The organism is Ruegeria sp. H4 (genome assembly GCF_056533065.1).
Map to the genome: position 1 here is coordinate 2,243,807 of NZ_JBQFOC010000001.1, position 25,307 is coordinate 2,269,113.

The following is a 25,307-nucleotide window of genomic DNA, read 5'->3' on the forward strand; positions in this document are numbered from 1 at the left end:
AATTTTTTATTCAACCAGTGTAAATGCGCATCGGAGCCTAAATGTCCGGGCCTGACCTCTGCAAAACCACGGCGGTATCTTGCTGTTTTGAAGTCATCGATTCATTTTTTGGACCGGCTTGAGCATCAAACTCTAACCCTTAAACACCTCGCCATCCCCCTACCGAGAGCACGCAACCTGCCTGCCAATATCAGTGGCTTCATCGTAGAAAAGCGCAGGAAGCAACCCCACGAGTCTGAACTGTTGGAAACGGCTCAATATCAGCAATCCGATTCGCCACCTATTCGCTGGCACAACTTGCCATACTCTCGGGAAAGCCTCATGATTTGCGAGGTTTGTGACAATTTTAATCACACATTGTCGAATGATCGACGCCAAGAATTCATCGCCCAGGCTATCGTCTGAGTAGCGGTTTACAGGAGTCATTTTGAACGTGCATCTACAGAATCTCATCAGGCTCAGACAAGCATTCCATCGGGACCCAGAGCTTGGTTTTGATGAACACCGCACTAAGGCGGTCATTGCTGCTCGTTTGCGCGAGTTGGGGCTCGAAGTGCACGAAGGTATTGGGGTCGTGGGAACTCTAAAGGCCGGAACCGGAAACCGCGCCATCGGGTTACGGGCCGATATCGATGCCCTCCCAATCGCGGAACAAAGCACTCATGACTATGTATCCGCCAATCCCGGCGTCATGCATGCCTGTGGTCACGATGGCCATATGGCGATGCTGTTGGGGGCCGCAGAGATGCTGGTCAGTGACAAGGATTTCAACGGCACGGTCGTGTTCATCTTCCAACCAAACGAAGAACACGGGCTGGGGGCGCAAGCGATGATTGAAGAAGGGCTGCTGGAGCGGTTCCCGATTCAAGAGGTCTACGCCATCCACAATCTGCCCGGTGCCCCTGTGGGGCAGGTTTCAACCCGTCCAGGTCAAATATGCGCCTCGGAAAGCCTGTTCGAAATTCAGATCACTGGTAAAGGCGGTCATGCATCCATGCCGCAGGTGGGTGTGGATTCGATCACAGTGGGTGCTGAAATGGTGTTGGCCCTTCAGACAATCGTCTCGCGCAAACTGGCCCCCAGTGCGGGCGCCGTGGTGTCGGTGACCGAGTTCACGACCGATGGGCAAAGAAATGTCCTGCCGGGGAACGCAGTTTTGAAAGGCGATGTTCGGGCACGTCTGCCCGAGGATCGTGAAGCCGTCGAACGCTTCATGCGCCAGATCGTCGATGGTGTGGCGGCCACACATGGCGTGACGGCGACGCTGCAATTCAACACGGAATTCATCGAAACGATAAACGCGCCCGAACCCGTCAATGCGGTTCTGCGCGCCGCGCAGGCTGCCGGGCTTGAAGCCGATGGTCAGCGCCCACCGATGAGCTTTTCGGAAGATTTCGCGCATTTTTCTGCCACTGTGCCGGGCTGCTTTCTGTTGCTTGGCAATGGCACCGAGGGTGCGCATGGCCAACCGCTGCATGCCGCGGATTATGACTTTAACGACGCACTTCTGCCAATCGGCGCAGCCTTCTGGGCCGCGCTGGTGCGGGATCGCCTACCTGCCAAAGAGGACAAACCGTGACCGACCTTCTTCCCAAAGCCCATCTGGGCCATGTCGCTGTGACCCGCAAAACCGGTGATGCATCAGACAGAGTCCTTACCGCCGCAGATTTCGCCACAGCCCAATCCGAGATCATGGCCTGGGACAGCTATGCGCCGACGCCCCTTGTGTCCCTGAAAACCCTGGCCAAGCAGATCGGTGTTGGCGAGGTTTTGTACAAGCATGAGGGCCCGCGCTTTGGCCTTGGTAGCTTCAAGGCCCTTGGCGGGGCCTATGCGGCCCTGCGTGTGCTGCAGCGCGAGATTTCAAAGCGCCTTGGAGCCGAGGCTAGCCTGTCGGACATCCGTCAGGGTAAATACAGCGATGAAGTGGCCAAAATCACGCTGGTTTCGGCCACCGACGGCAATCACGGACGCTCGCTTGCCTGGGGGTGTCAGCGCTTTGGCGCGCCCTGCCGCATCTATATTCACGCGGAGGTCAGCGAAGGCCGTGCCGAAGCCATGCGCGATTTGGGGGCGGACGTGATCCGGATCGCGGGCGATTATGATGAATCGGTCGTTCTGGCGAAATCCGAGGCCCACGAGAACGGGTGGTTTGTGGTCTCCGACACCTCGTGGCCCGGCTATTCCCTACCGCCACGCGATGTCATGGCGGGCTACGGGGTAATGACTCGCGAAATCTGTGAGGCATTGGATCAGGCACCGACCCATGTTTTCTTGCAGGGTGGTGTTGGCGGGCTTGCAGCAGGTGTTGCCGCCGCGTTGCGCCAATATTGGGGCGAGAGCTCTCCGCGCGTGATCATCGTTGAACCAGAACTGGCGGCCTGCCTGTTCGAAAGCGCAAAGGCGGGTGCCGCCACCTCTGTCGCGATCGCTGAAGAGACGATCATGGCGGGTCTGTCCTGCGGCGAACCTTCGCCTCTGGCGTGGGAGATCCTCGCCGAGGAAGCCACCGATTTCCTGACGATCCCGGAAAGCGTTGTTGCACCGGCAGTACGGCTGTTGGCGCGGCCGTTGCCCGGAGACACAGCGCTTGAAGCAGGTGAGAGCGCGGTTGCCGGTCTGGCGGCTTTGATCATGGCACGCACGGATGACGATGTATCGGCGCAGTTGGGTCTGGACGGCGAGTCTCGCGTGTTGCTGATCGGGTCCGAAGGTGTGACAGATCCGGCCATTTTCCAGATGATTATGGAGGGCCGCGATGCAGCCTAGCGCCCCCGAACGCGGCTTCCCCGAAGCAGAATTCGCGGCGCGCACCGCAAAAGCCCAGGACCGAATGATCCAAGACGGCCTTGCCGGTCTTCTTTTGATGACGGAACCCGAAGTCGCCTACTTTACCGGCTTCCAGACATTGTTTTGGCAAAGCCCAACGCGCCCCTGGTTTCTATTCGTCCCCGCTGCGGGCAAACCTATCGCGATCATCCCCGAGATTGGGGCAGAGCTGATGCGTCAAACCTGGCTGGATGATATCCGCACATGGAGCGCACCCTGCCCCGAAGATGATGGCATCAGCCTGCTAACCGATCTTCTTGCGCCGCTGGCAAAAGCTGGTGACAGGATCGGTGTCCTGAAAGGGCATGAGACGCAGCTGCGCATGCCTCTTGGGGATTGGGAGCGGCTGGTTGCCGCCCTGCCCGGCTTGCACATCGCCGACGCAACCCGCCTGATGCAACATCTGCGCATGGTGAAATCCGAGGCCGAGATCGAAAAACTCGCCCATATTTGCGCCATCGGCTCAGCCACCTTTGCACGGGTGCCCGAACTCGTGTCCGAGGGCATGCCGCTGGAAGATGTATTCCGCGCCTTTCGCCGCGAAGCGCTGGCACAGGGTGCAGATAATGCGCCCTATCTCGTGGGGGCAGCCGCATCTGGCGGATATGCAGATGTCATCTCGCCTCCTTCTCGCCGCCCGCTTCAGGCGGGTGATGTGGTGATGCTGGATACCGGCTGCGTCTGGGATGGATATTTCTGCGACTTTGACCGCAACTGGGCCATCGGTCACGCCGATGATGCGACCCGCCAGGCCTATGATACGCTCTGGCGCGCGACCGAAGCCGGGTTAGAGGCCGCAATACCCGGAAACACTTGCAAAGATCTGTTTCGGGCCATGTCAGAGGTGATCGCTGAAATCGACCCCTCGGGCGGCGATATTGGCCGCCTGGGACATGGGTTGGGACTGCAACTGACTGAACAACCTTCGCACGCGGCCTTCGATGAAACAGTTCTTGAAGACGACATGGTGCTGACGCTTGAGCCATCGCTGTCTTACGGGTCCGGCTTGATGATGGTGCATGAAGAAAACATCGTTATCCGCAAACACGGCGCAGAGCTTTTGACCACCCGCGCACCGCAGAGCCTAATCGTGATCTAGAGATTTACTATCGACGCGCTTCCCGACTTCAACGTCTGGGGGCGCAATCGCGCCGTCACAGGATATCAAGCGATACTTTTACACGATCCATAACAATGGAAGAGGTGAACCCGTTCACATTGGAATCGTCAAAGAAATATTCCTGTGTAAACGCCTCATATTCCTTAATGTCCGCTACAACGACGATCACAACAAAATCTGCCTCACCTGTCGTATAGTAGCATTGCTGGACCGCCGGGCTGTTCCGCATCAACCGCTTGAAATTGTCCAGATGCAAACGGCTTTCCCGAACCAATTTAACTTCGACGATAACCGTCAGTTCCCGCCCAAGCTTGGGCGGCGAGAGAACCGCAATCTCTTTCTCGATCACGCCCGTTTCGCGTAGCTTTTTTAAACGTTTCTGAACCGCCGGGGTCGACAAACCGATTTCCAAACCCAAGGATTCGGCGGTTTGACGTGCGTTTTTCTGCACCAGCGCGAGCAGCTCTAAGTCTTTGTCATCCATACGATCACAATGCTCTTACTTGGCGCCACTAGCAACGCGAAACCTCACCTAACGAATAGTGTTCGACGTCAAACCTCGCCATCATTGTCTAAGATGACGACAGAATGTTTCTTGAATAAATGCTCAATCCAGCGCACCACGGAAGCCATGTTGGCAGAAACAAACCCAAAAAATGCAGTTACGTCTTTGCATCTGAGGGACGGTTTTGTCCTGAACAAAAAGCGTGTTTCCAACTCCACCACCATGATGAATTCATATCAAAGGTTGCTTTGCGAATTGTATGCTGGCTCATGAGACATGCACGTCGCCGAACCATCTGTGGAACGATGCCAAAAAACCAAACACGCAAGGAAGCCATATATGTTTGACGAAAGGCTGTCCCGGTTTCAAACCAAACTGGCCAAGGCGGGAATCGACATCGCGCTGATCACCGATGACGACAATGTCTACTACCTGACTGGATATTATGACTATCTGCATATGGAGTTTGGCCGTCCAACCATATTGGCAGTTCCAAAAGATGGTCCTTCGCTACTGATCACACCGACGATTGATCTGAATGCGGCCAGGTATTCTGCGCGTGTGGACCGGATCGCAGCCTGGAATGATGGGATGGGCGAAGAATGGCGCGCGGAACTGCCCAACGCAGTCAAAAGCGCCACCAAGGTTGGGATTGAACCGGACCATATGCCGCCCATTGTACGCGCATACGTGGATGAGCTTGTCGGAACAGACCGATTGGCCAGTGCGACCCCGATCCTGACCGATATGCGAATGATCAAATCACCTTACGAGCTGCAACTGGCCCGTCACGCGGGTGAGGTCGCTTCGACCATGGTGGCGGCGGGTCGTGCAGCCATTGGGGATGGGGTGCCCGAATATGAGGTTGCGATTGCCACCTCGCAAGCAGGAACCCGCAAAGCAGCAGAACTTTTGGCGGCGCATTATGAAGACAGCGACATGTCACCCAACATGCATTTCCTGCAGATTTTGGCCTCAGGCGATCAACTGACCAAGACCCATCATCGCGCGACCAACCGTATCATGCGCCATGGCGAGCCGGTGTTCTTGTGCTTCTGCGGGTTGACCAATTTTCACCGGTTCAAGGTTGGCTTTGACCGCATGTTCTGGATCGGCGATCCCGACCCAAAGCAGGTCGCAATCTACGAGGTCGCCGTCGCAAGCCAACAAGCTGCGCTGGATGCGCTCAAACCCGGTGTGACCGCAGAAACTGTGCATGCCACCTATGCCGAAGTCATTCAGGACGCCGGGTTTGAATATCCGTTTCGCTGCGGCCGGGCTACAGGTTTCAGCTTTCTTGAGGCACCGCAGCTGGTAACCGGGGACAAAACCGTCATTCAGCCCGGTATGGTCTTTGCCGTCGATGGCGCGGTTGCGACCAATGACTTTCGCGCACAGGTTGGCGATACGTTCATCGTTACCGAAACCGGCTGGGAACAGGTTACACATCACCCCAAGGCAATTGAGGAGGTCATCGTCTGATGTTTAAGACCGGAGATATTGTGCACTCGATACCTCGCACGCCGCTTATGGGTGGCGGTATCGCTCATCGTGGCAGCTTGGGATTCATTTTGATGTCGACCGATCTTGCCAGCGAGGCGGATTTGAATGCGATGGCCCCCGAAGGCGTCGGCATTCATATCACCCGCCTGAAGACTGACGACTATACAACAAATGAAACTCTGGCCCGCCACATCGATCACATGGCCGACGCCGCTTCGCGCCTACAGCCCGATGTGAAACCATCCGTTATCAGCTACAGCTGCACGTCGGGGTCGATTGTTTGCCGCGAAGAGAACGTCTTTCGAGAAATCCGCAAAGGCGCGCCATATGCGCAACCGATGTGCATTGTCACTGGCGTCATGGACGCCCTGCGTGAGGTTGGTGCCAAACAGATCGTCGTTGGCACACCTTATCTGGATGACGTTAACACCGCCGAGGCCGAATATCTATTGGCCGCAGGGTTCGATGTTCTGGACATTCAAGGCCTGTGTCTTGCAACCGGTATTGAGTTCGGCAAGGTCGAGCCATCTTATTGGAAAGAATTTGCCCTAGAGATCGACCGGCCCGAAGCCGATGCAATCTTCTTGTCCTGTGGGGGTATCAGATCATTGGAAGTGGTGGATGAGATTGAACAGGCAGCAGGCAAACCGGTCATCACATCGAACCAGGCGCAATTCTGGTCCTGTCTACGCCGCGCAGGAATTATGGATAAGCTTGAAGGATTCGGACAAATCTTCGAACACCCTGGTAGGCATCTAAGCAAAACTGGCTAAGTTCTTCAAATTCCAAACACTACTCGACCTCAGATACATCGAGATTCAGCTCTTTGAAGTCGCTTCCTTCTTCAATACGAACTTGAACGCGATCCCCAACTGAAAGCTTCAGATCATCGGTATCCGGAGGCAGGCGAAACAACAGCATTGCGCGTTCCTGCGCCGTCGATCCGACCCCTCTGCCATACAAAGTTGCGCTGCCGATCTGCCGCTCATTCTCGTTTGCATCAATATGCCAGGCCTGAAGAAAACCACCCGCTTCTGGGACACGGCGCAGCCAGATCCTTAGAACCCTGTCTTTGACAGCTTTATCCGTAAGTCTAACGTCCAAGGATCCGACCCCAGCAGTTTAGGTTTTGGCATAGGTTCTTAGCGAACATTGATCATAGACCAGCGTCTCGGGCGCGACGGACTCACCTTTGTCATCCAGCGTCACAAGGTAAATCTTCAGGTTTTTTACCGTCTTCTTTCGACCAATAAAGCGCCGCAAACCGCGTGTGATGTCCAGCCGATACCGCGTGTGTTCATATCTAAGCGGATGCTTGTATCTTTGATCATAGTCATCACGGACGGCTAAGGCAGGGTTACAGTGACCCGGCGCGCCCGGACAGGTGCCATGGCCAAAAAACACAAGGCGCCCCGCATAGCTTTTGTCTTTGTACCCAGTTGAGGCATCGCAATTGGCGTTGTCGACATAGGCACGCAGCTCAAAGCTTTCGGTCGGCGGTCGCATGCGATGGAATTCAAGTTCGGCCCTGACAAATCCGGCTTTCACTGTGCCCAGCCGAACCTCGGTGACATGACTTGCTGCCGCTGACAATGTGGCCACGGGTGCGCTGTCCGAGGTTCCCAAAGCACCAATCGCGGCTTCAACGGAATCCTCGGAATAGATGTATCTGAGCGAGGTTTCCGCGTCGATCAAATCGCGGCCCACCCGACCGTCATATACGACTGTGTCGAGAACATGCTGTGGAACATTGGCCCCGGGCCATAGCGCCTGCCAATCTGCCCAAACCTTGTCGCACATCGCATGGTGCAGCCAGAATACCGGGTCATATGAGGCAGACACTGTGCTACCCATATCTCCAATCGAGCGGGGCAAGGGCGACGATGTATCCGTGCCCCCCGTCAGGACGTGGATACCGCCATGAGCCGCGAAGTTGAAATCGGCTTGGAAGGCTTCAAAGTTTGGGTTGGTCAAATAGCGCTCAACCTCATCCTCCAGCAACGGGATATTGCTACGCAGGCGCGTCGTGTATCTGCGTGTAAAGACCTCATCGCCGGTCAGACCCAGGGCAATGCTGCGATAGAGACTGCGCGCGCGGGCCAGCGGGTTGGGAACTTCGTCCCCGGCACTGTTTGTGTAGGTCGCATCGTCCACTACTTTCGGCAGCCCGTTCGTGGCGTGCGTCGCGGTAGCAAACTGCGTCCAATCCCAATAAGGAAGCGTAAGTTCGAGTTCGTCGTCCCCGCGCTTCCACTGAAGCGCGCTGTTGAGCGCTTTTTCGAATGAATAGACATAGGACCGGTGCCAGGTCAGAAACGTACGGTCATCATCGTGACAAAGGTCCTGATCATAACCGTGGCCGCGCGCCAATGCGAAATATCCGCGCCGATCACCCATCGCGATGTCCGAGATTTCGTACATCGCAGCATAGGCGTCGCGCAGGTCCTGAATATCCTCCTCGCGCAATCTGATCAGGTCGAAACGGATCAGCGGCAACCCGGCTTGTTTTCTTAGAAAGTTCAGTTTGGCAATCGTTGTCATCTAAAAATCCCCCTTAAGGAGTGCTTCAATGCGCCCAGTATAGCATAAAACCGCCGCCGATGGCGGTGGCACGCTCAAACGCTCGGCACAACTAGATGACGATTGGCAGATCTAACGCTGCTCTTTCTCATGCAGCACGCGCCCAATGATGTTCATTAGCAACTGGGCCGCAAGGATTTGGGTGGAGCTGGTGGCGTCATAATCCGGGGCAACTTCAACCAGATCGAGACCGACAATGTCGCCCCGCTTGGCCAGACCTGCCATGAGCTCTAGCACTTCGTAGTAAATGAATCCGCCATGGCTTGGTGTACCTGTACCTGGGGCGATGGATGGGTCGAAGGCATCAATGTCTATAGTCACATAATACCGCGCGCCTCCTGGAATGCGGGCCAGCATCCCATCGACCCCCATTTTGCGGAATTGCCGGACAGATTGGATGTCTGATCCCATGGCGCGGGCATCCGCATAGCCATCCTTAGCGGTGGACGACACATTGCGAATGCCGATCTGACTGAGGCCGGTGACATAGGGTTTTTCGGCGGCACGGCGCATTGGGTTTCCGTGGCCATAGCGCACCCCATGCCGTTCATCGACAAAATCCAGGTGCGCGTCGATTTGCACCACATGAATTGGTTCTTGATCATCAAAGGCATTGATGCAGGGGATATTGATCGAATGATCGCCGCCCAAGACGACCGGTAGCGCCCCCGCCTCCAGTATTTTGCGCACCCCAAACTCGATATTTGCATGGCTTTTCATTGTGTCGGTATGCACGATGTCTGCATCGCCGATATCAACAATGGTTACTTTGGACGGATCCAGATAGGTGACATCATCTTCGTGATCATAGGCTCCTGCATGGCCGAATGAGAACAGCGTCGACGCCTCACGGATCGCGCGTGGCCCCATCCGCGCCCCGGACCGCCATTGACAGCCAAAATCATACGGGGCGCCAAGAACCGCAACGTCGGCGTCAATCGCGTCCCAATCCTCGACATAGGGATACTTGCCAAAGGTACAGATACCAACGAAAGGCAGGTTCAATCGGCCGGAGTCGTAGCCATGGTTCGACATATACGTGTTCTTTCTGTTCAGATCGTCAATTTCTGTGAACATTAAGGCACCCGAATGCCACGCCCTGTAAAGTCTTTGCATGGATTGAACTCACTGCCGTTTCAGCTTTGGCGGACATTTTAGCGTAGTCAGATTGCGCCAAACCCAGTGGACATAGTGAATCGCGTATGAGACAGTGAACGCGATGGTGTCCGGCTCGGTTCGAGTCGGCTGAAAAGGGAACACGGTGCGGGTTCATACCCAATTCCGTGACTGCCCCCGCAACTGTAAGCGGCGAGCGACCCCGTTGGAAACCACTGAGCCCTAGGGTTCGGGAAGGAACGGGAAAGCGTTGACCCGCAAGTCAGGAGACCTGCCATCTACGGTGTGTGATGCCATGCGCCGCAGTCAACTTGAACCCGGGCGGGGTGCCTTGGGAACGGCAGAGACGACCGAAGGACCAAGCGTCCCCGGCACATCACCGTGACCAGCCACACTCCTCCCCTTGCGCGGAGGGCGCGATGTTATTGGAACGGACGATTATTCAACTCGATACAGGCCCCATGCCTGCGGATGAAGCACGTCAGATGGGACAGCTTGGCTATATGCAATGGATCGCGGGTGTTCCTGGCAATGCCTGCTATGAAGTAGCTGCGAGGCATGCTTACGAAACAGCTGCACCATTTAAAGATCACTCACCTGCCGTTGCAGCGTTCTGCGACTTGCTTTTGACTTCGCTGGAGCAACCATTCAGACCTTTGCCGCTTGCCATGCCAAAACGTGAAAGGCGTGGCGGCGCGCAGGCCCGCCGATCTTTTCGCATGCCGCTGTGACATAGAACGGGCTGCTGGATTATCGCACGGCTTTGTGCTCTTAAAAGACGTCGATACCCACCTCCGGCGACTACAAATTTCACCGGCACAACAGGTTTCATTTGCCGAGTCCGGTGTTTGCGTGGATAGTCCGGAATTACACGCTTGCTTGCGCCCGCTGACCCACACTTAAACGCCAAAGGACATGCTATGGATCAGGTGAAATTCACGCAGATGAAGGACGGGGACAAAGAGGACTACACCTTCCTCGATACTCTGGAGCGTGAGTACTGCAAAGGAACGGCAGATCGTTTGCTGGAGGCTATGGAGAGGCTCGACAAAAGCCTGTCCGGCTATCAAGTCACACGTCTTGGCCATTCGGTGCAGTCAGCAACCCGCGCCTGGTTTGACGGGGCAGACATAGATTGGATCGTTGGCGCCTTGCTGCATGATATCGGTGACATCTATGCGCCGCATAATCACGATGAATATGCGGCCTCAATCCTCAAACCCTTCCTACGCGAACAGGTCACGTGGTGCGTGCATACCCATGGGGATTTTCAGCTTGTTTACTTCGGAGAGCACGTAGGCGCGAACCCCGAAAAACGCCAAGCTCATCGTGACAGCATCTATTTCGATGACTGTGCCGAGTTCTGTGAACGCTGGGATCAATCGAGTTTTGATCCCGCTTATCCCAGCAAACCACTGTCTTTCTTTGCAGATATGGTGCGTGAGGTGTTTGATCGCACACCCTATGATCCGGCTGTTGTTCAACCTGGCGTCCGGGTTCCGCTCACCGATGACGCCGTTGCTGAAATGCGATGGGCGTAGGATGTATTCGATCTAGTCAAATCACGGCCTGCTTTGTTCAAACATGCGGAGTTGGTAGAGGTGATTTGATACTCGTTCAGCACAAAAACGGGCCAATCGCCACTACGAAAATCGAAGAAATCAGTTGCGACAAGGCAGCTTACAATAAGTGCAGATGCGCCACGACATCAGTTCAACGCCAGCTATCAACGCCTAAGAACAAACCTTTGCAACAGAGAAAGCTATGTTGTCCTGATCTGGATCATCAAGGCTAATCAAGGCTCTGATCAACTTATCCGCAATAGCGTCGCAACTCACTTCATGATTGCGCGTGACAACCTCTTGAATGTCCTTGTCTTCTAGAAACTGAAGCCCATCCGAAGCTGCAATGAGAATATCATCTGGCAGAAGCTTAAACGGGTCTGAAGGGCAATCGATCTTCGCGATGTCGCCACCATGTATGACAGACGTAAGTATGTTTCTATCGGGGTGATTTCGGGCCAAATCGGGATCCAACATGCCAAGTTTCGCCATCATATCGATTTGAGGCGCCATTGAATGATCCTCGTTCAGCTGTATTAGCTCGCCAGACCGCCAGAGATAGAGCGGCGAGTCCCCGACGGAAAACCAATACGCGCGATCTTCGATGCAGATCAGTATGAGAAGCGTAGCTCCCATTCCCTTTACATTCAGATCGTTGCGGCTGGCTTCGAAAATCTGCTTGTTCGCGCGCTCGGCACTGTCATGTAAGAATGCGACAACTTCCGAATTTGACGAGTCTTTGTTCAGCCCGGCGGCCAACCAACCTTTCATCACCTCACAAACGATCAGGTTAGAGGCAACATCCCCTGCCGCGTGGCCACCCATACCATCTGCCAGAACCACGAACCCTAACTCCGATCCGATCGGCTTTTCAGAAAGAATGGCATCTTCCTGATACTCGCGGGCACCCTGGTTAAGCACGGTTGAAATATCGAAGACTTCACGCAGGCGTTCCTCCGCCTGTTGAAATCTGGGCTCGTGAACTTGCATCAGAGATCTTTCAGAATGAGACACTTGAATTTCCTTCAAGGCAATGTAGGCGGCTCTTAACTATAAAAGCCGCCAAAGCATTAATGCGTAAGTGGCAGATCCACCGATTGCAGTTCGCCATTCCGCGCGATGGTCAACAACGCAAGCTCTGCACCTGTATTGCTAAGCTCTTCGAACAACTGGGTAATACCGTTCTCACCCTCGATGGAAATCTGCGAAGCGGTTTCTGATACGACAATATCGCCCACGCGAACTGATTTGGCCGACGCCGGAGCACGCAATACCTTACTGATCCATTTCCCATTGCCGTTGGTGACCGTAATGAACTGAACTCCATTTGTGAGCTCAACCACCTTACCCGTTTGAAGGGTCAGGTTCTTTTCAGAAACCGGGCTATCTTCTTCGGTTCTGACCCGCATATCCACCAGAATTTCACCACTTTCGGGATTGGCCTCACGCGATTGGATTGCGCGAATGATCGAGTTGTCATCCACCACCAAATGACCATTTACGGAATAGATGATCGTGCCGGATTTCAACCAATCCGTTGTCGCGGGATCAAGGTCAGATCGCACCAGCGATACCATCGAGAACCTGCCCTGCGGCTGCGATGTTGTAACGGTCGCAAACGGCAGATCCACAGCGGGACCAGTCCACGCTATCCAGTTTGAATCTGTCGTCGCTGGTTCCGAAGCAACACTCTCCACTTCTGGCTCTGCGGCTGCAGGCCGGGGTTCCGGTTCCGATTCCTGTGCCGTCGCGCCGCTGCTTTCAGGCTCTTCATCGGTGGCTGGTTGCGGAGCCGCCTGCTGGGTAGCAGCAATCGCGACCACATCCTGATCCGCTTCACCACCCTGGCTAAAATAGTACCCTGCTCCACCGATTACTCCGGCGACGATCAGCGCTATCATCAGCATAGAGTTTGAACGTTTGCGCGGCGCTTTGCTGTTGACCGCGACCTTATCGTTGAAGTCGACCGCAGCGACCGGTTCGGGCTTCGCTTCGATCGGCATCCTCTCTTCAATCGCATCCTGCCATTCCTGAACAGATTGGAACCTGTCTTCGGGCGGAACACTCAGGGCACGATCAATCGCTCGCAAGAAACTGACAGGATAACCCTCGACCGCACCCTCAAGTGGTTCGTAGCAATCTTTGCCATTCTGAGCCAAAGCCGCCAGCCGGGTCTGGCTGTCCTGCGGGGCAGCCCCTTTGATGACATGATAAAACGTAGCCGCCAGCGCATAAAGATCGCTCGACTGATCCTGTTCCGCGCCTTGCAGATAAAACTCTTGCGGCGAATACCCTTCCTTTACGACCCTCAGCATAGACATTGCACGGTCAGATTTGGCGGCGCTTTCACGGGCGGCACCAAAATCAATAATCATCGGTTCGCCGTCTTGGTTGATCAGGATGTTATCTGGCGAGATGTCCCGGTGCAGCATGCCTTCGCTATGAATGAAACCGACGGCTTCCAGCGTGGTGCGCAACAGCTGTTCAACCTCTTCGGGCGGTATCGTCTTACGTTCTTCGATCGTGTCCAGAAGATCTTTGCCCTCGATGAAATCGATCGCCATATAGGCGGTCTCATTGTCTCTGAACACCTGGTGGACACCGGCAATGTTCGGATGCACAAGTTTTGACTGATTGCGCGCTTCTTTTTCAAAGGATTTCACCAGCGCTTCGTACGAAGATGTATGCGACTGGGACCGCGGGCGAACCGCTGTCTGGCTGCGACGGCAGATCGCCTCGGGGAAGCATTCCTTGATCACGATCGTGCGCTCAAGGCTGTCCTTGGCAAGGTAGGTGATGCCAAAGCCACCGCTGTTGAGAAACCGCATGATCGTGTATTGACCGGACAGCAATTTGGTACCCGGAGCAAGCTCGTCCGGGAACTGATCGTTTGTGTGGGCTGATTGTACCATAAGAAACACTTACCTTGCTGTAGCCGGATGCAGACGCGCCCGTGCTTTTTTTGCGACCGAAGCTTGAGGGAAACTGACCTCAGAAACCGCAGTTCTTTTCATTATCCACCCCATGCGCGTATCTCCGCATCAGGGCTGCTCACTTCACTCCAGACTTCGACACGGCGGTTCTTTGCGCGACCCACTGGGTTGGTATTGCATGCAACAGGGGCCATTTCCCCATAACCGCGCACTTCGATCACTGTGTTAACAGGACCATTGGCTTTCATGCTTGATGAAAGCTCCCTCAGGACCTGCTTGGCGCGGGCGAGCGAGAGCTGACGATTCTTCCCGTAGCTGCCGCCAGCATCCGCAAATCCCGCCAAGACGATTTTGTGGGGTTCGACATCGCGGATGTATTCAGCAATCCGTTCGATATCCCGTTTTGCCTTGTTGTCCAGAAACGAAGACCCGGGCGAGAAGCGGAATGTTGTCGACAGACGTGTGGTTGTCAGCTTGTCACTCACATACGAGCGGAGTTCGGACGCATTGGCCGAGACTGTCATCTCAGCAACGTCTGATTTTAGTCTGGCAAACTTCTCGTCTTCACTCTGAGCGATAACCGAAAGGCTGGTGATACCGGATTTGGACACAAACCCATCTATTCTTGGGCTGTCCAGAAATTCGACCAATGCCGTACCCACACCCGAAAGATCGCTGCCGTTGTAGACGGTCACCCGGTTCTGCAGCCCATATTCTTCGGTCTTCATTGAAAACTGGTTGGGCTGATGAATGATTCCGCATTCACTGCGCAACGGCACCGGGCGTGAGTCACGAATATTCGAAAACCGCATGACGGCGAAGCCATATGGGTCAGTTTCAATCGCTCGGGAAAGCTCTCGGTTCGAGTTTACGATGTTGCTATCGGTCAGAAAATCGCGTTCGAAGGGCGAAAGGATAAGCCCATCGACCCTGTGAAACGCTTCTGAATTTTGTGGTAACGTGTAGACGTTGATCTTGTGATCGGGCCCACCAAACTGAGTCCAATTTACAATCTCACCCGACAGAATTTGCGATATCTGCTCGATTGTCAGGGACAACAGATCGTTCTCAGGATTGACAGTAGCCGTATAGCCATCAACCGCCAGAACATGTTCCTGCTGAAATGAGGTCAGCTCGCCCAGACCACTTTTTTTGGCCTGCGTATAGTTCCGGGGTGAAACCGGTTCTTCGCTGACGATCAGATCGCTTTCACGCGTCATCAAGGATTCAAAAAGGTTCTGACCCGAAGCCTCTTTCACAAGAATGCTATGAACTGGGCTGGCCTCTTCATCCATGATCAGAATGTCGAAAGCCTCAGATCCGATCGCGTCAGAAACTGTATCGTCTTGCCCAAACGCATGTTGTTCGCCCAGGGGGACGCCTTGCAGATCAAAAACATCCGAGAAGAGCTCCTGTTCAGCGGCAAAACCTTCGGCAAGCAACGGAAGAAGGATGTCGGCCAAACCGGCGCCACCAGCCACAACGAGATCGGTGTCTGTTGGCAGGCTTGCTGGGCAAGCCGCGCCACTGCAGTGAAACTCTGCTGTATTGAGGGATAGAACCCCGACATTCGATCGTACGATGAACTTGCCGGGTTGGATCGTAACCAGCTCACCAGTCACTGACCTAGAGCCGTCTTTCGCAGTCAACGTTACTTCCTGCGCAAGCCCCGAAGACGCGATGCAACTAAACGCTATTGCTGCAGCATATTTTGACCAACTTTTCATACTCGCCTCGAACCCTGAAGAAACTACACCAGTGATGCGCAAGCCGCGACGAGATCGCCGCGGCTTGCCTGTACTCACCTTAACCAGCGATCCATACTTCGACGCGACGGTTGATCGCGCGGCCACGTGGGCTGTCATTGCAGGCGACAGGCTCAAGTTCGCCATAACCAACTGCCTTCAGGGTGATCCCGTCCAGTTCGCCACCGGTGGCAACCTCGACCAGATGGTCCAACGCAGCCTGAGCACGTTCCTGTGAAATCAGCAGGTTCGAGTCGAAGGGGCCCTTGTTGTCAGTAAACCCGACGATCACAACTTCGCTCGGCTTGGTTTCGGCCAGATAGTTCACCATACGCATCAGGTCGCGCTCGGCTTTGTTATCGAAACGCTTCGAGCCAGGCGCGAAACGGAACGTTGTCGACAGACGTGCGTGGGTGTTCATGTTTTTCAGCAGGTCTTCGACAAGCTCTGCCTCATACTCATTCTCACCCTCCTCCAGCTCGGCGACCAGACGTTCTGCGGCGCGCTCCTGGCTGTCCGAAGTGATCGACAGGTCGATATAGCCCGCTTTAGCGACAAGGCCGTCCAGGCTGCCATCATCCAGGAAATCAACCAGTTCACGGGCATAGCCGTCGATATCCGAGCGGTTATAGGCCACAACACGTTCCTGAAGATAGTATTCCTCGGTCTTCAGATTGAAGAGGCTGGGGTCCTGAACAATCCCGCAGGTTGTGCGCAGCGGAACGGCACGTGCATCGCGCTTAGCAGCGTAGTTGACGATACCGAAGCCGGCCACATCTTCCATGATCGCGGTCGTCAACTCCGTGCGGTCGTGCACAATGCTCGACTCGTTCGTCAGCGTCTTGTCGGACTTCTTGAACAGAAGCTTTTCGATGTGATGATACGCTTCGGTATCAGGGTCGAACGAGTAGACATGGATGGGTGCATCCGAACCGCCAACTTCAGACCAGTTCACGATATCACCGGACATGATGTCACGAGCCTGCTTGACGCTCAGATCAGGGATCTGGTTCAGCGGGTTCACAATCAGTGCAAAACCGTCCACCGCGATAACACGCTCCTGATCAAAGTCGCGCAGATTGCCGCCACTGCTTTCGGACACGATCGAGCGATCAGCCTTACGTGCAGAGGTTTCGGTAAAGATGATCGAGGCATCTTTCTTGGCAAGACGCTCGAACAGGCGTGCGCCATTGGCTGTATGGATGCCGAATGTTGCAACATCATCGCCTTCCAGATCGGTCAGCAGCAATGCAAAGTCATGCTCCTCGCCGTATTTGTGGTCGCCCACGTCAACGGTTTCGGTATCTACCGGCTCTCCGTTTTCGTCATAAAGCTGGGCCTCTGCTTCCAAAGCGGCAGCGGCATATCCTTCTGCGATGATCGGAACCAGAACCTCTGCGATCTCATCGGGGGCGGAAATTTCAAGGTCGTAGACATAGGTCTGCTCGGTCGGACAAGCCTCACCTTCGCAGGTCACCAGATCCTGATTGATCACAAACTCGCCGATATCCGTTTCGACCAGATACTTCCCGTCTTTTGACGACAGAAGATTGCCGATCACGTCGATATTGCTGTCCTTCCCGACCAGGCGAACCTCTTGTGCAAATGACGCGGTGGTGACAGCGCCTGAGATGATCGATGCGGCAACACAAAGCCGCGTGAATGGTGAATTTAACATTTTAACTCCTCGAGTTAGCACTCATTTAGTATTTTTCCGATGCATGTTTTAGGCATCAAAGTAGTCGCAATTTGGTTTTGCTACGAGTTCCGTTCAGGTGCTGTAGTTTGGGGCCAAATCACGTGAGACATGGGTTGGCGTTCAGGAATCCAGCTTGATGGCCTCTTCATAGAGAAGCGCGGCCTTTTCGGACTCAATCTCAAGCACATCCATCTCGGCACAGAAGTGAGCTACGTCATCGACGTTTGGCACGTCTACGCTGTCAAGTTGCTCGACAACCGGCTGCAGTTTTGCCCAATGGGTCTGAACTTCGGTCAAGGCCTCAAGCGCCGCGTTGCTTGGCGGTTTGGCCATCGTGATCGAACTGCTTCCACCTTCAATCAGAACGTCGACAATCTTGCCGAACTTCTTGGCGTTCTTCTTGAATTTCTTGTGGTGCTCTTCGGTGTCCTGACCTGCTGCTGCCAGCGCGATTTCCTTGCAGATCTTCTGTGTCAGCATTCTCTGACGTCCTGCAAAGTCCAGTGCCAATGCCAGTGCCAGATCGATATCCACGTCGCCATAGGCCTCTTCCAGCTTACGAACGACTTCGTGGCAGGTTTTTTCCAGAACCTCATCATTGCCGACAATTAGGTGCAGATGCTCATCATCCACCTTTCCTGCCTCGATAATCTCTTCGATCGCCTTGCGGTAAGGCATCCAAAGCTTTTCGACCTCTTTCAGCGCGTTGTTCACGGAAACAAACCGCTCACGGTCAACGCCCGAAGATCCCTTACCCTCGCGAAAGCCCAACAGAATGTCGTCAAACTCATCATGGGCTTCTTGCAGTTCAGCCAGATCCTTTTCGACTTCGGCACCCAGGCTTAGCAGTACAACTGCCTTCGCAACCTTCTCTGTCAAGAAACTCAGCTTGTCTGCGGCCAGTATCCGATGCGCAACCTGCCCGGCCGCCATTGCCAGCGCACGCCCGCCGACCGGCACCATAGCGACACAGGCCGCCAACGATGCGCTATTAAGAAATACTCGTCGGTTCATTTTCATAGTGGCTAACCTTACCTTCTCTCACTTTTTACCCACCGATTGTGTTAACAATGGCAATAAATCGAGCTGTATTGTGGTTGGCCCAAGAAAAGTTTGTGTTGATTTCTTGACTAACTTCAAAATCGAACTAAGCGTTGAAATTATTCAATATTCTTCGACTGTTGCTATCAAACTGATACACGTAAAGAAGAAGAGCGCTCCACATTTATGCGAAGCGCTCTTCTTTAAGGAGAGTTTACTTCAGATCAACTCAATCGGCCTGCCAGTCGAACTCATCATCGCAAAATGCGGTAAAGCGCATTGTGGTGTCACTGATGCGAATATCGTCACCACTCGACAATGGAACCGTGCTAAGCACAGGCCCCGAATTTAGGCGAACCAAATTCGCTTTACCCCCATGACCCAAATAGCACTTTCGGGCTTCTGGGTCATAAGCGATCACTGCATGATTACTGCGAGAGATACCGTTGTCGCCAAAATCGAGTTGGATGGCTTGATCGTCATTCCGACCGATCTGCATCAATCCACCTGTGAGCATCACACTTGTACCGCGACCGGGGCCTTTGGTCACAACCAACCAACCGACCGGATAGGCTTCGTGTTGTTGGGAGTTGTTTTTCACTGGCTCCGCGGTTTTTAGAATATCTTCGATCGGATCCGCCTGGTTCCCAAAGCCCAGGAAAGTTGTTTTGACGCGCCGGCCGCGTTTAGCATTCGAAGCATCAGCTTCAGGGGCTTCGACACTTTCGCCGGGTCCCGGATGAGGATCGGGCATCGGAGCCGGTTCAACTATCTGAGGTGCTGCGGCGTCGAGGGCATCTTCCACGTTAGGCGTATTCAGCGCCTCCAGTCTTTCCGCAAACGCCAAAGATGCAATCGCATCCGATCCGGCCAACTGTATTTCGGATTGAAGGGCCGCTTCCGCCTCGGGCGTTTCAGGTTCTGTAGGTTCAGTCGTCAATTCTGAATCTTCGGCAACGATGACACCAAAATCGACCGGTTCGTCTTCAGCGACGCTGGGCATATTGGTTCCATCAAGAATACGGCTGAGCGGACTTTTGTATTTGAACATCTGTTTCACCATCTAACTTTTCACAACTTTTGAGCCAATCCTATGATGGCCAAACGCGCATGGACGTAGGAGCAAACTCGCATCAGGTCCAAGTTCAGACGAGCTAGCGAGTACAACAATCACCCCAGAATCCGGCGCCAACCCAAAGAATCCTTTCAATGTGCCCAAAGTTTGTTTTCTTCCTGCCTTCATTGCGGAATTGATTAAGATAGAAAAAGCGACGCGAAATCACCGTTTTCGCCCATGGAGCGGGTGAGCAGACTGAATGAGAACGGTCTGCATTCTCACTTTTTTTGATTTCAGCATGACAGACGACCCGCCCTCTTATGTTTCGGCTCCGGCAGCGCTTTGCGCGCTACTGCAGCATTGCGGGTTTGGGGTGTTGCAAATGCGGGATCGTCGTCCGCAATCCTTGAAAAAACTTTACTATTGGCGAAACAGTTTTGACCAAATGCGTGGTGTCACATTCGAATCTCAGTTGCGGGTTCTCTAAACACGATACGGATCGGATCACAGCAACCATAGATACACTGGCCGAACAATCGCCTTCATCAGTGTTTCGAATTTGTCGACAATCTATCAAATTTAAAGCATTATATCGTAATACGCTATGCTTTGGCCTCGATGATTGAGCCGTGCATATCTGGAAGATCGCACAAATGGGGGAACGTGCAATCAGATATCTCATTCCCGGATTCTGGCCCCGAATTGGGATTAGATACCTAAATGTCTTGGTTTTGATGCTTTTCAGAACGACGCCGCTGTAACCAATACTTGTTTCCCTGTGTGCAGAGTCAAAAAGACCCTGAGGAAGCTGGCCAGATGAGTGAAGTTGTATGTAAGCGGTGCGGAGTTCCTTCCGAGGCTGGTGGGAATTTCTGTTCAAGCTGCGGTGCCCGTATCGGAGAAACCAGCGAAGCAAGATCACAATACATGACCGTTCTCTTCGTTGATCTCGTTGGTTCTACGGATGCAACACAGCATTTTGGTAATGAAGCCATGTTCGAGGTGATCCAGAGCTTTCAAAGCCAGTGCCAGCAGGAAATCCAGAATGCGGGTGGCTTTGTTGCGAAATATATGGGCGACGGCGCCATGGCATATTTTGGTTATCCAAGGTCGATCAAAAACAGCGCCGCCACTGCAGTTGCGTGCGCAATTAAGATCATCGAAATCGCCTCTGCCCTGAAGATAAAAGGAAAGCTTCTGCAAGCCTGATGTGGCGTCGCAACAGGATGGAGCGTTGTAAACACTGTGCGCGCTGGCGAGGCGGCTCAGGAAGCATTGGCTATCGGTAACGCGGTGAACCGCGCTGCGCGGCTGCAATCACTGGCGAGCCCAAGCAGCATCTTCTTTTCATCCGAAGTCAGGCGGTCCATTGATCAGGCGGCGCTTAACCTTAGAGAGGTTGGCGAGACAGCGCTCAAAGGCTTTCGCAATCCCATTGATGTTTGGGCGATTGACGTTCCGCACCTGACAGGTGATCAGGCCATGCTGACGACAGGCAATATCCTGAATGACCAACAAGGTTTTCAGGATCAACCCGCGCTATGGGACGGGCAAGTGGAATTGAACCCGGTCGGACAGCCATTGCTGTGCCGCTCTGACCTGATAAGCCAGATCAGCACCTGTTATGCAGACGCTGTTTCGGGCCGATTTGCATTTGCAGACGTTATGGCCCCCGGAGGCTATGGCAAGACAATGCTGGCAGAGCAATTCCTAACGTCAGTTCCGAATGCAAACGTCATACGCGTCGTGGGATCCCTTCACCGCAGCGAGCAAAGTTTTGCATGTTTCAACGCCGCGATACGTACGTTGATCGCTCAAGAGCAGAACGGAAAGGACCCCGCCGCTTCCCTCGAGGAATGGGCCCCGGAAGGTATGCTAGACGGTCTTCAGCGCCTCTTGAATATGTCGCAAATACCTGTCGCGCCAATCGTCCGCCAAGGCCGGATTACAGAAGCATTACAAGCAATACTCGAACGCGAGCTTGCCAAGGGACCACTCATACTGTTCATCGACGATGCCCAATGGCTTGATGAGGATTCTGTTGCATTCCTTACCGTGCTTTCGCAGGTTTTTCGCAACCAGCCGCTGTTTTTGTTGGCGACACACAGGCTGGAAGGGCGAAATCTGCAGGTAGAAGCAGACTTGCGTATCGATCTGACCCCACTTGCAGATCACGATGCGGGTAGACTGATAGGATTTCTCGACCCAGATAACCGGCTCAACCAATCGACGCGCGAAAAAATAATCGAACGCGCGAATGGCATACCGCTTTATGTGTACCATTACACGATGACCCTGCTAGAGCAGCCGCAAGCGAGTATCGAGGCAGCCATACCACAAACCCTGATAGAAGCACTGCAGCAACGGCTGGATGTCGATGAGGATGAAAGGCAGTTGGTCGAGGTCGTCGCCGTCCTGCAAGACTATGCAACAACGGACGTGGCTGCTGCCATGATGAACAAACCAGTGCACGAGGTCCAAAAGACTACGGACACGCTTGTCTATCGCAGTTTGCTTCGGCAAAGGGGTACCAACGAGCTTGCGTTCGATCATGCACTGCTGCGCGATGCGGTGGTCACATCTATGTTGAACACGCGCGCCCGCAAGCTGCACGGGGACGCGCTGCAGGCCTATCGGGCGATCGCACCTGAATCTCTGAAGGCCAATCCTATCATCGAAGCAAAGCACTTGATTGGGTGCGAAGACTATGCGCAAGCCATCCCTAAACTGGCCGAGGCCGCTCAGGTCGCAACCATGCGCGGTGAGATCGCCGAAAGCGTGCGTGTCGCGAAAATTGCCAAGGGGCTACTAGAGAAAATCGAAGATCAGGATCTGCGCAATCGCCTGGAAATGTCGACCGAATTTGTACTTGGCAACGCGCTGGTCCAGCAGGGGGGGTTTGGATCCCCTCGTGCGGCAGCGGCCTATGGGAATGCACTGGCACTGTGCGAAGCTATCGCCGGGGGTGGTGAGCTTGAATTCCAGATTGCGTGGGGCATATGGACTCACGCTTACACCTTGTCAGATGTGTCGGGCACCGTGCGGATGGTTGAGCGCATGGAACACATCGCCAAAGTCGATCCCAAGCTGGGCGTTGTTTCTAACTGCGCACGATCGGTTACGAGCTTCAGCCTTGGTGAATTCGCCGAGCAAGAAGCATCCTATCAGCGCACCGCCGAACTGTATGACTTTGATCAACATAAGCTGCATGTAATGACCTATTCGATGGATTGTCTGGAACTGGTCCATCTATTCCGGGCGCACGGGCGCTTTATCGCGGGTGATGCTGATGGCTGGGAGCAAGCGTTGGCCTCGGCCCGCGCGCATGGGGAACGGTTGGATGTTGCGCCACTTGTCCCATATATTCGCGTTTTCCGCACAGCAGCACGTTGTTACGCGCCAAGCGGCCTACCGATCCGCGACGAACTGGAACAGGCCAAGTCGCTGGCTGAAACATTTGGGCAGCCCTTTTGGATTGTCGGCGCAAATCTCTGGATGGCTGCCGCATGCTATCACAACGAAAACCCCGCCGCGGCGCTGGCTGACTTGGAAGCCGCCATCGCGGGGGCTGAGGCTCTGGGCATTCGATTTTTGACCAGATACCACGAAGCATTGCTCGCGCATGCCTATGCGTGCGTGGGGCGACATGAAGACGCCGAAGGATTGTGGGCAACGATTGACACGCCCGAAAACGCCCAAGGTAACACAATGATCTGGCCCGAAATTCTGCGGCTGCGCGCGGAATCTCGCTATCTGGCAAAAGCGCCTGCAGATGTACTGGTGAGAGATTTGGACCACGCAGAACAAATGGCCCGAGATATCAGGGCACTTGCCTGGTTGGCCCATATTCTGGACAGCCGCAGACGCCTGCAGCTGTCTTCATCCGATGAAGTTCTATCAGCGATCCATGAGATTATGCCAAGTGGCGCGGAACGCCATCCTTCATTCAAGCTACTTCTGGAGTAGTTTTGAACTGCCCGGCTGTTGGGGCAAACTCCAACTCCGGTCAGCCCGTATCTCAGGCATCAGCCATTACCAGATCGCTTGCTTTTTCACCGATCATAATCGCCGGTGCATTGGTGTTGCCACTGACGATTTCGGGCATGATCGAGCAATCCGCGACGCGCAGGTTCGATATTCCATGGACCTTCAGTTTGGCATCAACAACCGATGTCTCGGCCTGTCCCATCGCGCAGGTACCGGTAGGGTGATAGATTGATGCGGTGTTCGATCTGGCCCAATCCAATGTACCTTCATAGTCGTCAAGGCTCAGCTCTGCCGATGGTCGAAACTCCTCAGAGATTTTCGAGGCAAGTGGATTCTGTTTGGCGATCCGCCGGGCGATGTTCACCGCATCGACCATGGTACGGCAATCGGTTTCTGTTGATAGGTAGTTCGGAATGATTTTTACGTGCGTGGATGGATCAGGGCCGTTTAACTTAAGCTCCCCACGGCTTTCCGGGCGCAACTGGCAAACAGACATTGTGAAGGCTGAAAACGGGTGCACGCCCTCCCCCGGGCTATCGGCGGACCAGGGTTGGACATGGAACTGAATATCCGGCGTTTCGACATCTGGGCGGGTCTTTATGAAACCTGTGGCCAGGCTGGCCGCCATGGTCATCGGGCCCGCGCGGAAAAGGGCGTATTTCAAGGCGATACGCGCTTGATTGAATAGACTGCGCACCTCATCATTCAGTGTAGGTTCATTGCATTTGAAGACCAGCCGAGCCTGAAGATGATCCTGAAGACCTTTGCCAACACCCGGCAGCGCGTGCAGCGGTTCAACGCCGTTTTCCTTGAGGTGATCCGGGTCTCCGATCCCTGACAACATCAAAATCTGGGGCGAGTTGATCGCACCACCCGACAGGACAATCTCGCGTCGCACTTTCAGAGTGTGCTCCACCCCAGATCTATCACGGTACACTAACCCGACGGCCTTCTTGCCGTCCAGGATCACGCGCGATACCAAAGCTTTGGTGATGATGTTCAGGTTTTGGCGATCGCGAATGGGCTTCAGATAGGCGACAGCAGCACTACAACGGCGACCATTGCGCGTGGTCAGCTGAAAATACCCAACGCCCTCTTGTTCGGCGCCGTTATAGTCGGGATTAAAGGGGTAGCCTTCGGCCTGCGCGGCGGCGACCCATGCGTCACAGATTGGGCGCTGAATGCGCATGTTCGACACAGACAATGGCCCGCCAACACCGTGGAACTCATCCACGCCCCGTTCCTGATCTTCGCTGCGTTTGAACAAGGGCAACACATCGTCCCAGCCCCAGCCTTCATTGCCCATCTGGCGCCAACGGTCATAGTCTTCTTTTTGTCCGCGGACATATAGTAGCCCGTTCAGCGAAGATGAGCCACCTAAGACTTTGCCGCGCGGCCAGTCGATGGACCGACCGTTCAGGCCGGGGTCGGGTTCGGTGCGATAACACCAGTCGACTGACGGATTGTGCATCGTTTTGAAGTACCCAACAGGAATGTGAATCCACGGGTTTGTATCGCGCCCGCCGGCCTCTAGCAGAGCAACTGTGCTCTTGGGATCAGCGCTGAGCCGATTGGCAATAACGCAGCCCGCAGACCCCGCGCCAACAACCGCATAATCCACTTCCATGAC

General features: G+C 54.4%; 20 protein-coding genes and 1 riboswitch. Of the genes, 9 read left to right on the forward strand and 11 right to left on the reverse strand.

Annotation, left to right across the window (positions count from 1 at the left end):
• Window positions 1–427: 427 nt before the first annotated feature.
• From ACR0KG_RS10945 to ACR0KG_RS10955, 3 genes are read left to right on the forward strand one after another with little or no spacing between them, the layout of a single operon-like run.
• Complete coding sequence (locus ACR0KG_RS10945) at window positions 428–1,579, forward strand: amidohydrolase (RefSeq protein WP_480827263.1); 1,152 nt, start codon at window positions 428–430, stop codon at window positions 1,577–1,579.
• Complete coding sequence (locus ACR0KG_RS10950) at window positions 1,576–2,769, forward strand: diaminopropionate ammonia-lyase (RefSeq protein ID WP_480549757.1); 1,194 nt, start codon at window positions 1,576–1,578, stop codon at window positions 2,767–2,769. Before ACR0KG_RS10945 ends, ACR0KG_RS10950 begins: the two co-directional genes overlap by 4 nt.
• Window positions 2,759–3,928 carry a M24 family metallopeptidase gene (locus ACR0KG_RS10955; protein ID WP_480549759.1) on the forward strand — a complete coding sequence of 390 codons (1,170 nt, stop codon included), beginning with the start codon at window positions 2,759–2,761 and terminating at the stop codon, window positions 3,926–3,928. The genes ACR0KG_RS10950 and ACR0KG_RS10955 overlap by 11 nt, the downstream gene beginning before the upstream one ends.
• A gap of 55 nt (window positions 3,929–3,983) precedes the next feature.
• Here ACR0KG_RS10955 and ACR0KG_RS10960 read toward each other — a convergent pair whose 3' ends face one another.
• Complete coding sequence (locus ACR0KG_RS10960) at window positions 3,984–4,433, reverse strand: Lrp/AsnC family transcriptional regulator (RefSeq protein ID WP_353009789.1); 450 nt, start codon at window positions 4,431–4,433, stop codon at window positions 3,984–3,986.
• Between the two features lie 360 nt (window positions 4,434–4,793).
• Between ACR0KG_RS10960 and ACR0KG_RS10965 the strand changes: the two genes are divergently transcribed.
• Window positions 4,794–5,936: a M24 family metallopeptidase gene (locus tag ACR0KG_RS10965; RefSeq protein WP_480827264.1), complete on the forward strand. Its 1,143-nt coding sequence runs from the start codon at window positions 4,794–4,796 to the stop codon at window positions 5,934–5,936.
• Window positions 5,936–6,730, forward strand: a complete 795-nt coding sequence (locus ACR0KG_RS10970; RefSeq protein WP_480827265.1) for a maleate cis-trans isomerase family protein — start codon at window positions 5,936–5,938, stop codon at window positions 6,728–6,730. The genes ACR0KG_RS10965 and ACR0KG_RS10970 overlap by 1 nt, the downstream gene beginning before the upstream one ends.
• Window positions 6,731–6,749: 19 nt before the next feature.
• Here ACR0KG_RS10970 and ACR0KG_RS10975 read toward each other — a convergent pair whose 3' ends face one another.
• The 3 genes from ACR0KG_RS10975 to speB form a co-directional block, all read right to left on the reverse strand.
• Window positions 6,750–7,061, reverse strand: a complete 312-nt coding sequence (locus ACR0KG_RS10975) for a hypothetical protein (RefSeq protein WP_480549766.1) — start codon at window positions 7,059–7,061, stop codon at window positions 6,750–6,752.
• Between the two features lie 18 nt (window positions 7,062–7,079).
• Window positions 7,080–8,498 (reverse strand): tyrosinase family protein, encoded by a 1,419-nt coding sequence (locus ACR0KG_RS10980; protein WP_480827266.1) that lies wholly within the window; start codon window positions 8,496–8,498, stop codon window positions 7,080–7,082.
• A 111-nt stretch (window positions 8,499–8,609) separates the two neighbouring features.
• Window positions 8,610–9,572: an agmatinase gene (gene speB, locus ACR0KG_RS10985; protein ID WP_480827347.1), complete on the reverse strand. Its 963-nt coding sequence runs from the start codon at window positions 9,570–9,572 to the stop codon at window positions 8,610–8,612.
• 168 nt (window positions 9,573–9,740) lie between these two features.
• A riboswitch (cobalamin riboswitch) is annotated at window positions 9,741–9,946 on the forward strand.
• A gap of 126 nt (window positions 9,947–10,072) precedes the next feature.
• Between speB and ACR0KG_RS10990 the strand changes: the two genes are divergently transcribed.
• Together ACR0KG_RS10990 and ACR0KG_RS10995 are read left to right on the forward strand one after the other, a co-directional pair.
• Window positions 10,073–10,384, forward strand: a complete 312-nt coding sequence (locus tag ACR0KG_RS10990; protein WP_170535406.1) for a hypothetical protein — start codon at window positions 10,073–10,075, stop codon at window positions 10,382–10,384.
• 189 nt (window positions 10,385–10,573) lie between these two features.
• A complete protein-coding gene (locus ACR0KG_RS10995; protein WP_480549770.1) occupies window positions 10,574–11,194 on the forward strand; it encodes an HD domain-containing protein in 621 nt (206 codons plus the stop codon).
• A gap of 192 nt (window positions 11,195–11,386) precedes the next feature.
• Here the strand turns inward: ACR0KG_RS10995 and ACR0KG_RS11000 are convergent, their stop codons facing one another.
• The 6 genes from ACR0KG_RS11000 to ACR0KG_RS11025 form a co-directional block, all read right to left on the reverse strand.
• Complete coding sequence (locus tag ACR0KG_RS11000) at window positions 11,387–12,205, reverse strand: PP2C family protein-serine/threonine phosphatase (protein WP_480827267.1); 819 nt, start codon at window positions 12,203–12,205, stop codon at window positions 11,387–11,389.
• An 80-nt stretch (window positions 12,206–12,285) separates the two neighbouring features.
• A complete protein-coding gene (locus ACR0KG_RS11005) occupies window positions 12,286–14,127 on the reverse strand; it encodes a serine/threonine protein kinase (protein WP_480827268.1) in 1,842 nt (613 codons plus the stop codon).
• Window positions 14,128–14,228: 101 nt separating this feature from the next.
• Window positions 14,229–15,797: a phosphate ABC transporter substrate-binding/OmpA family protein gene (locus tag ACR0KG_RS11010; protein ID WP_480827269.1), complete on the reverse strand. Its 1,569-nt coding sequence runs from the start codon at window positions 15,795–15,797 to the stop codon at window positions 14,229–14,231.
• 157 nt (window positions 15,798–15,954) lie between these two features.
• Complete coding sequence (locus ACR0KG_RS11015; protein WP_480827270.1) at window positions 15,955–17,571, reverse strand: phosphate ABC transporter substrate-binding/OmpA family protein; 1,617 nt, start codon at window positions 17,569–17,571, stop codon at window positions 15,955–15,957.
• A 141-nt stretch (window positions 17,572–17,712) separates the two neighbouring features.
• A complete protein-coding gene (locus tag ACR0KG_RS11020) occupies window positions 17,713–18,612 on the reverse strand; it encodes a type IV pili methyl-accepting chemotaxis transducer N-terminal domain-containing protein (protein ID WP_480827271.1) in 900 nt (299 codons plus the stop codon).
• Window positions 18,613–18,862: 250 nt separating this feature from the next.
• Entirely contained in the window at window positions 18,863–19,684 is an 822-nt protein-coding gene (locus ACR0KG_RS11025) for an FHA domain-containing protein (RefSeq protein ID WP_480827272.1), read from the reverse strand.
• A gap of 822 nt (window positions 19,685–20,506) precedes the next feature.
• Between ACR0KG_RS11025 and ACR0KG_RS11030 the strand changes: the two genes are divergently transcribed.
• Both ACR0KG_RS11030 and ACR0KG_RS11035 read left to right on the forward strand, forming a co-directional pair.
• Complete coding sequence (locus ACR0KG_RS11030; protein WP_480827273.1) at window positions 20,507–20,899, forward strand: adenylate/guanylate cyclase domain-containing protein; 393 nt, start codon at window positions 20,507–20,509, stop codon at window positions 20,897–20,899.
• A 36-nt stretch (window positions 20,900–20,935) separates the two neighbouring features.
• Window positions 20,936–23,656 (forward strand): ATP-binding protein, encoded by a 2,721-nt coding sequence (locus ACR0KG_RS11035; protein ID WP_480827274.1) that lies wholly within the window; start codon window positions 20,936–20,938, stop codon window positions 23,654–23,656.
• 52 nt (window positions 23,657–23,708) lie between these two features.
• Here the strand turns inward: ACR0KG_RS11035 and ACR0KG_RS11040 are convergent, their stop codons facing one another.
• Window positions 23,709–25,304, reverse strand: coding sequence for a GMC family oxidoreductase (locus ACR0KG_RS11040; protein WP_480827275.1), 1,596 nt, complete (start codon window positions 25,302–25,304; stop codon window positions 23,709–23,711).
• Window positions 25,305–25,307 lie beyond the last annotated feature (3 nt).

Coding starts and splice junctions, on each gene's coding strand:
- ACR0KG_RS11030 (WP_480827273.1), top strand. CDS start 20,507: ATGAGTGAAGTTGTATGTAAGCGGTGCGGAGTTCCTTCCGAGGCTGGT.
- ACR0KG_RS10970 (WP_480827265.1), top strand. CDS start 5,936: ATGTTTAAGACCGGAGATATTGTGCACTCGATACCTCGCACGCCGCTT.
- ACR0KG_RS10995 (WP_480549770.1), top strand. CDS start 10,574: ATGGATCAGGTGAAATTCACGCAGATGAAGGACGGGGACAAAGAGGAC.
- ACR0KG_RS11015 (WP_480827270.1), bottom strand. CDS start 17,571: ATGTTAAATTCACCATTCACGCGGCTTTGTGTTGCCGCATCGATCATC.
- ACR0KG_RS11040 (WP_480827275.1), bottom strand. CDS start 25,304: ATGGAAGTGGATTATGCGGTTGTTGGCGCGGGGTCTGCGGGCTGCGTT.
- ACR0KG_RS10990 (WP_170535406.1), top strand. CDS start 10,073: ATGTTATTGGAACGGACGATTATTCAACTCGATACAGGCCCCATGCCT.
- ACR0KG_RS10965 (WP_480827264.1), top strand. CDS start 4,794: ATGTTTGACGAAAGGCTGTCCCGGTTTCAAACCAAACTGGCCAAGGCG.
- ACR0KG_RS11005 (WP_480827268.1), bottom strand. CDS start 14,127: ATGGTACAATCAGCCCACACAAACGATCAGTTCCCGGACGAGCTTGCT.
- ACR0KG_RS10955 (WP_480549759.1), top strand. CDS start 2,759: ATGCAGCCTAGCGCCCCCGAACGCGGCTTCCCCGAAGCAGAATTCGCG.
- ACR0KG_RS10960 (WP_353009789.1), bottom strand. CDS start 4,433: ATGGATGACAAAGACTTAGAGCTGCTCGCGCTGGTGCAGAAAAACGCA.
- ACR0KG_RS10980 (WP_480827266.1), bottom strand. CDS start 8,498: ATGACAACGATTGCCAAACTGAACTTTCTAAGAAAACAAGCCGGGTTG.
- ACR0KG_RS11025 (WP_480827272.1), bottom strand. CDS start 19,684: ATGTTCAAATACAAAAGTCCGCTCAGCCGTATTCTTGATGGAACCAAT.
- ACR0KG_RS11000 (WP_480827267.1), bottom strand. CDS start 12,205: ATGCAAGTTCACGAGCCCAGATTTCAACAGGCGGAGGAACGCCTGCGT.
- ACR0KG_RS11020 (WP_480827271.1), bottom strand. CDS start 18,612: ATGAAAATGAACCGACGAGTATTTCTTAATAGCGCATCGTTGGCGGCC.
- speB (WP_480827347.1), bottom strand. CDS start 9,572: ATGTCGAACCATGGCTACGACTCCGGCCGATTGAACCTGCCTTTCGTT.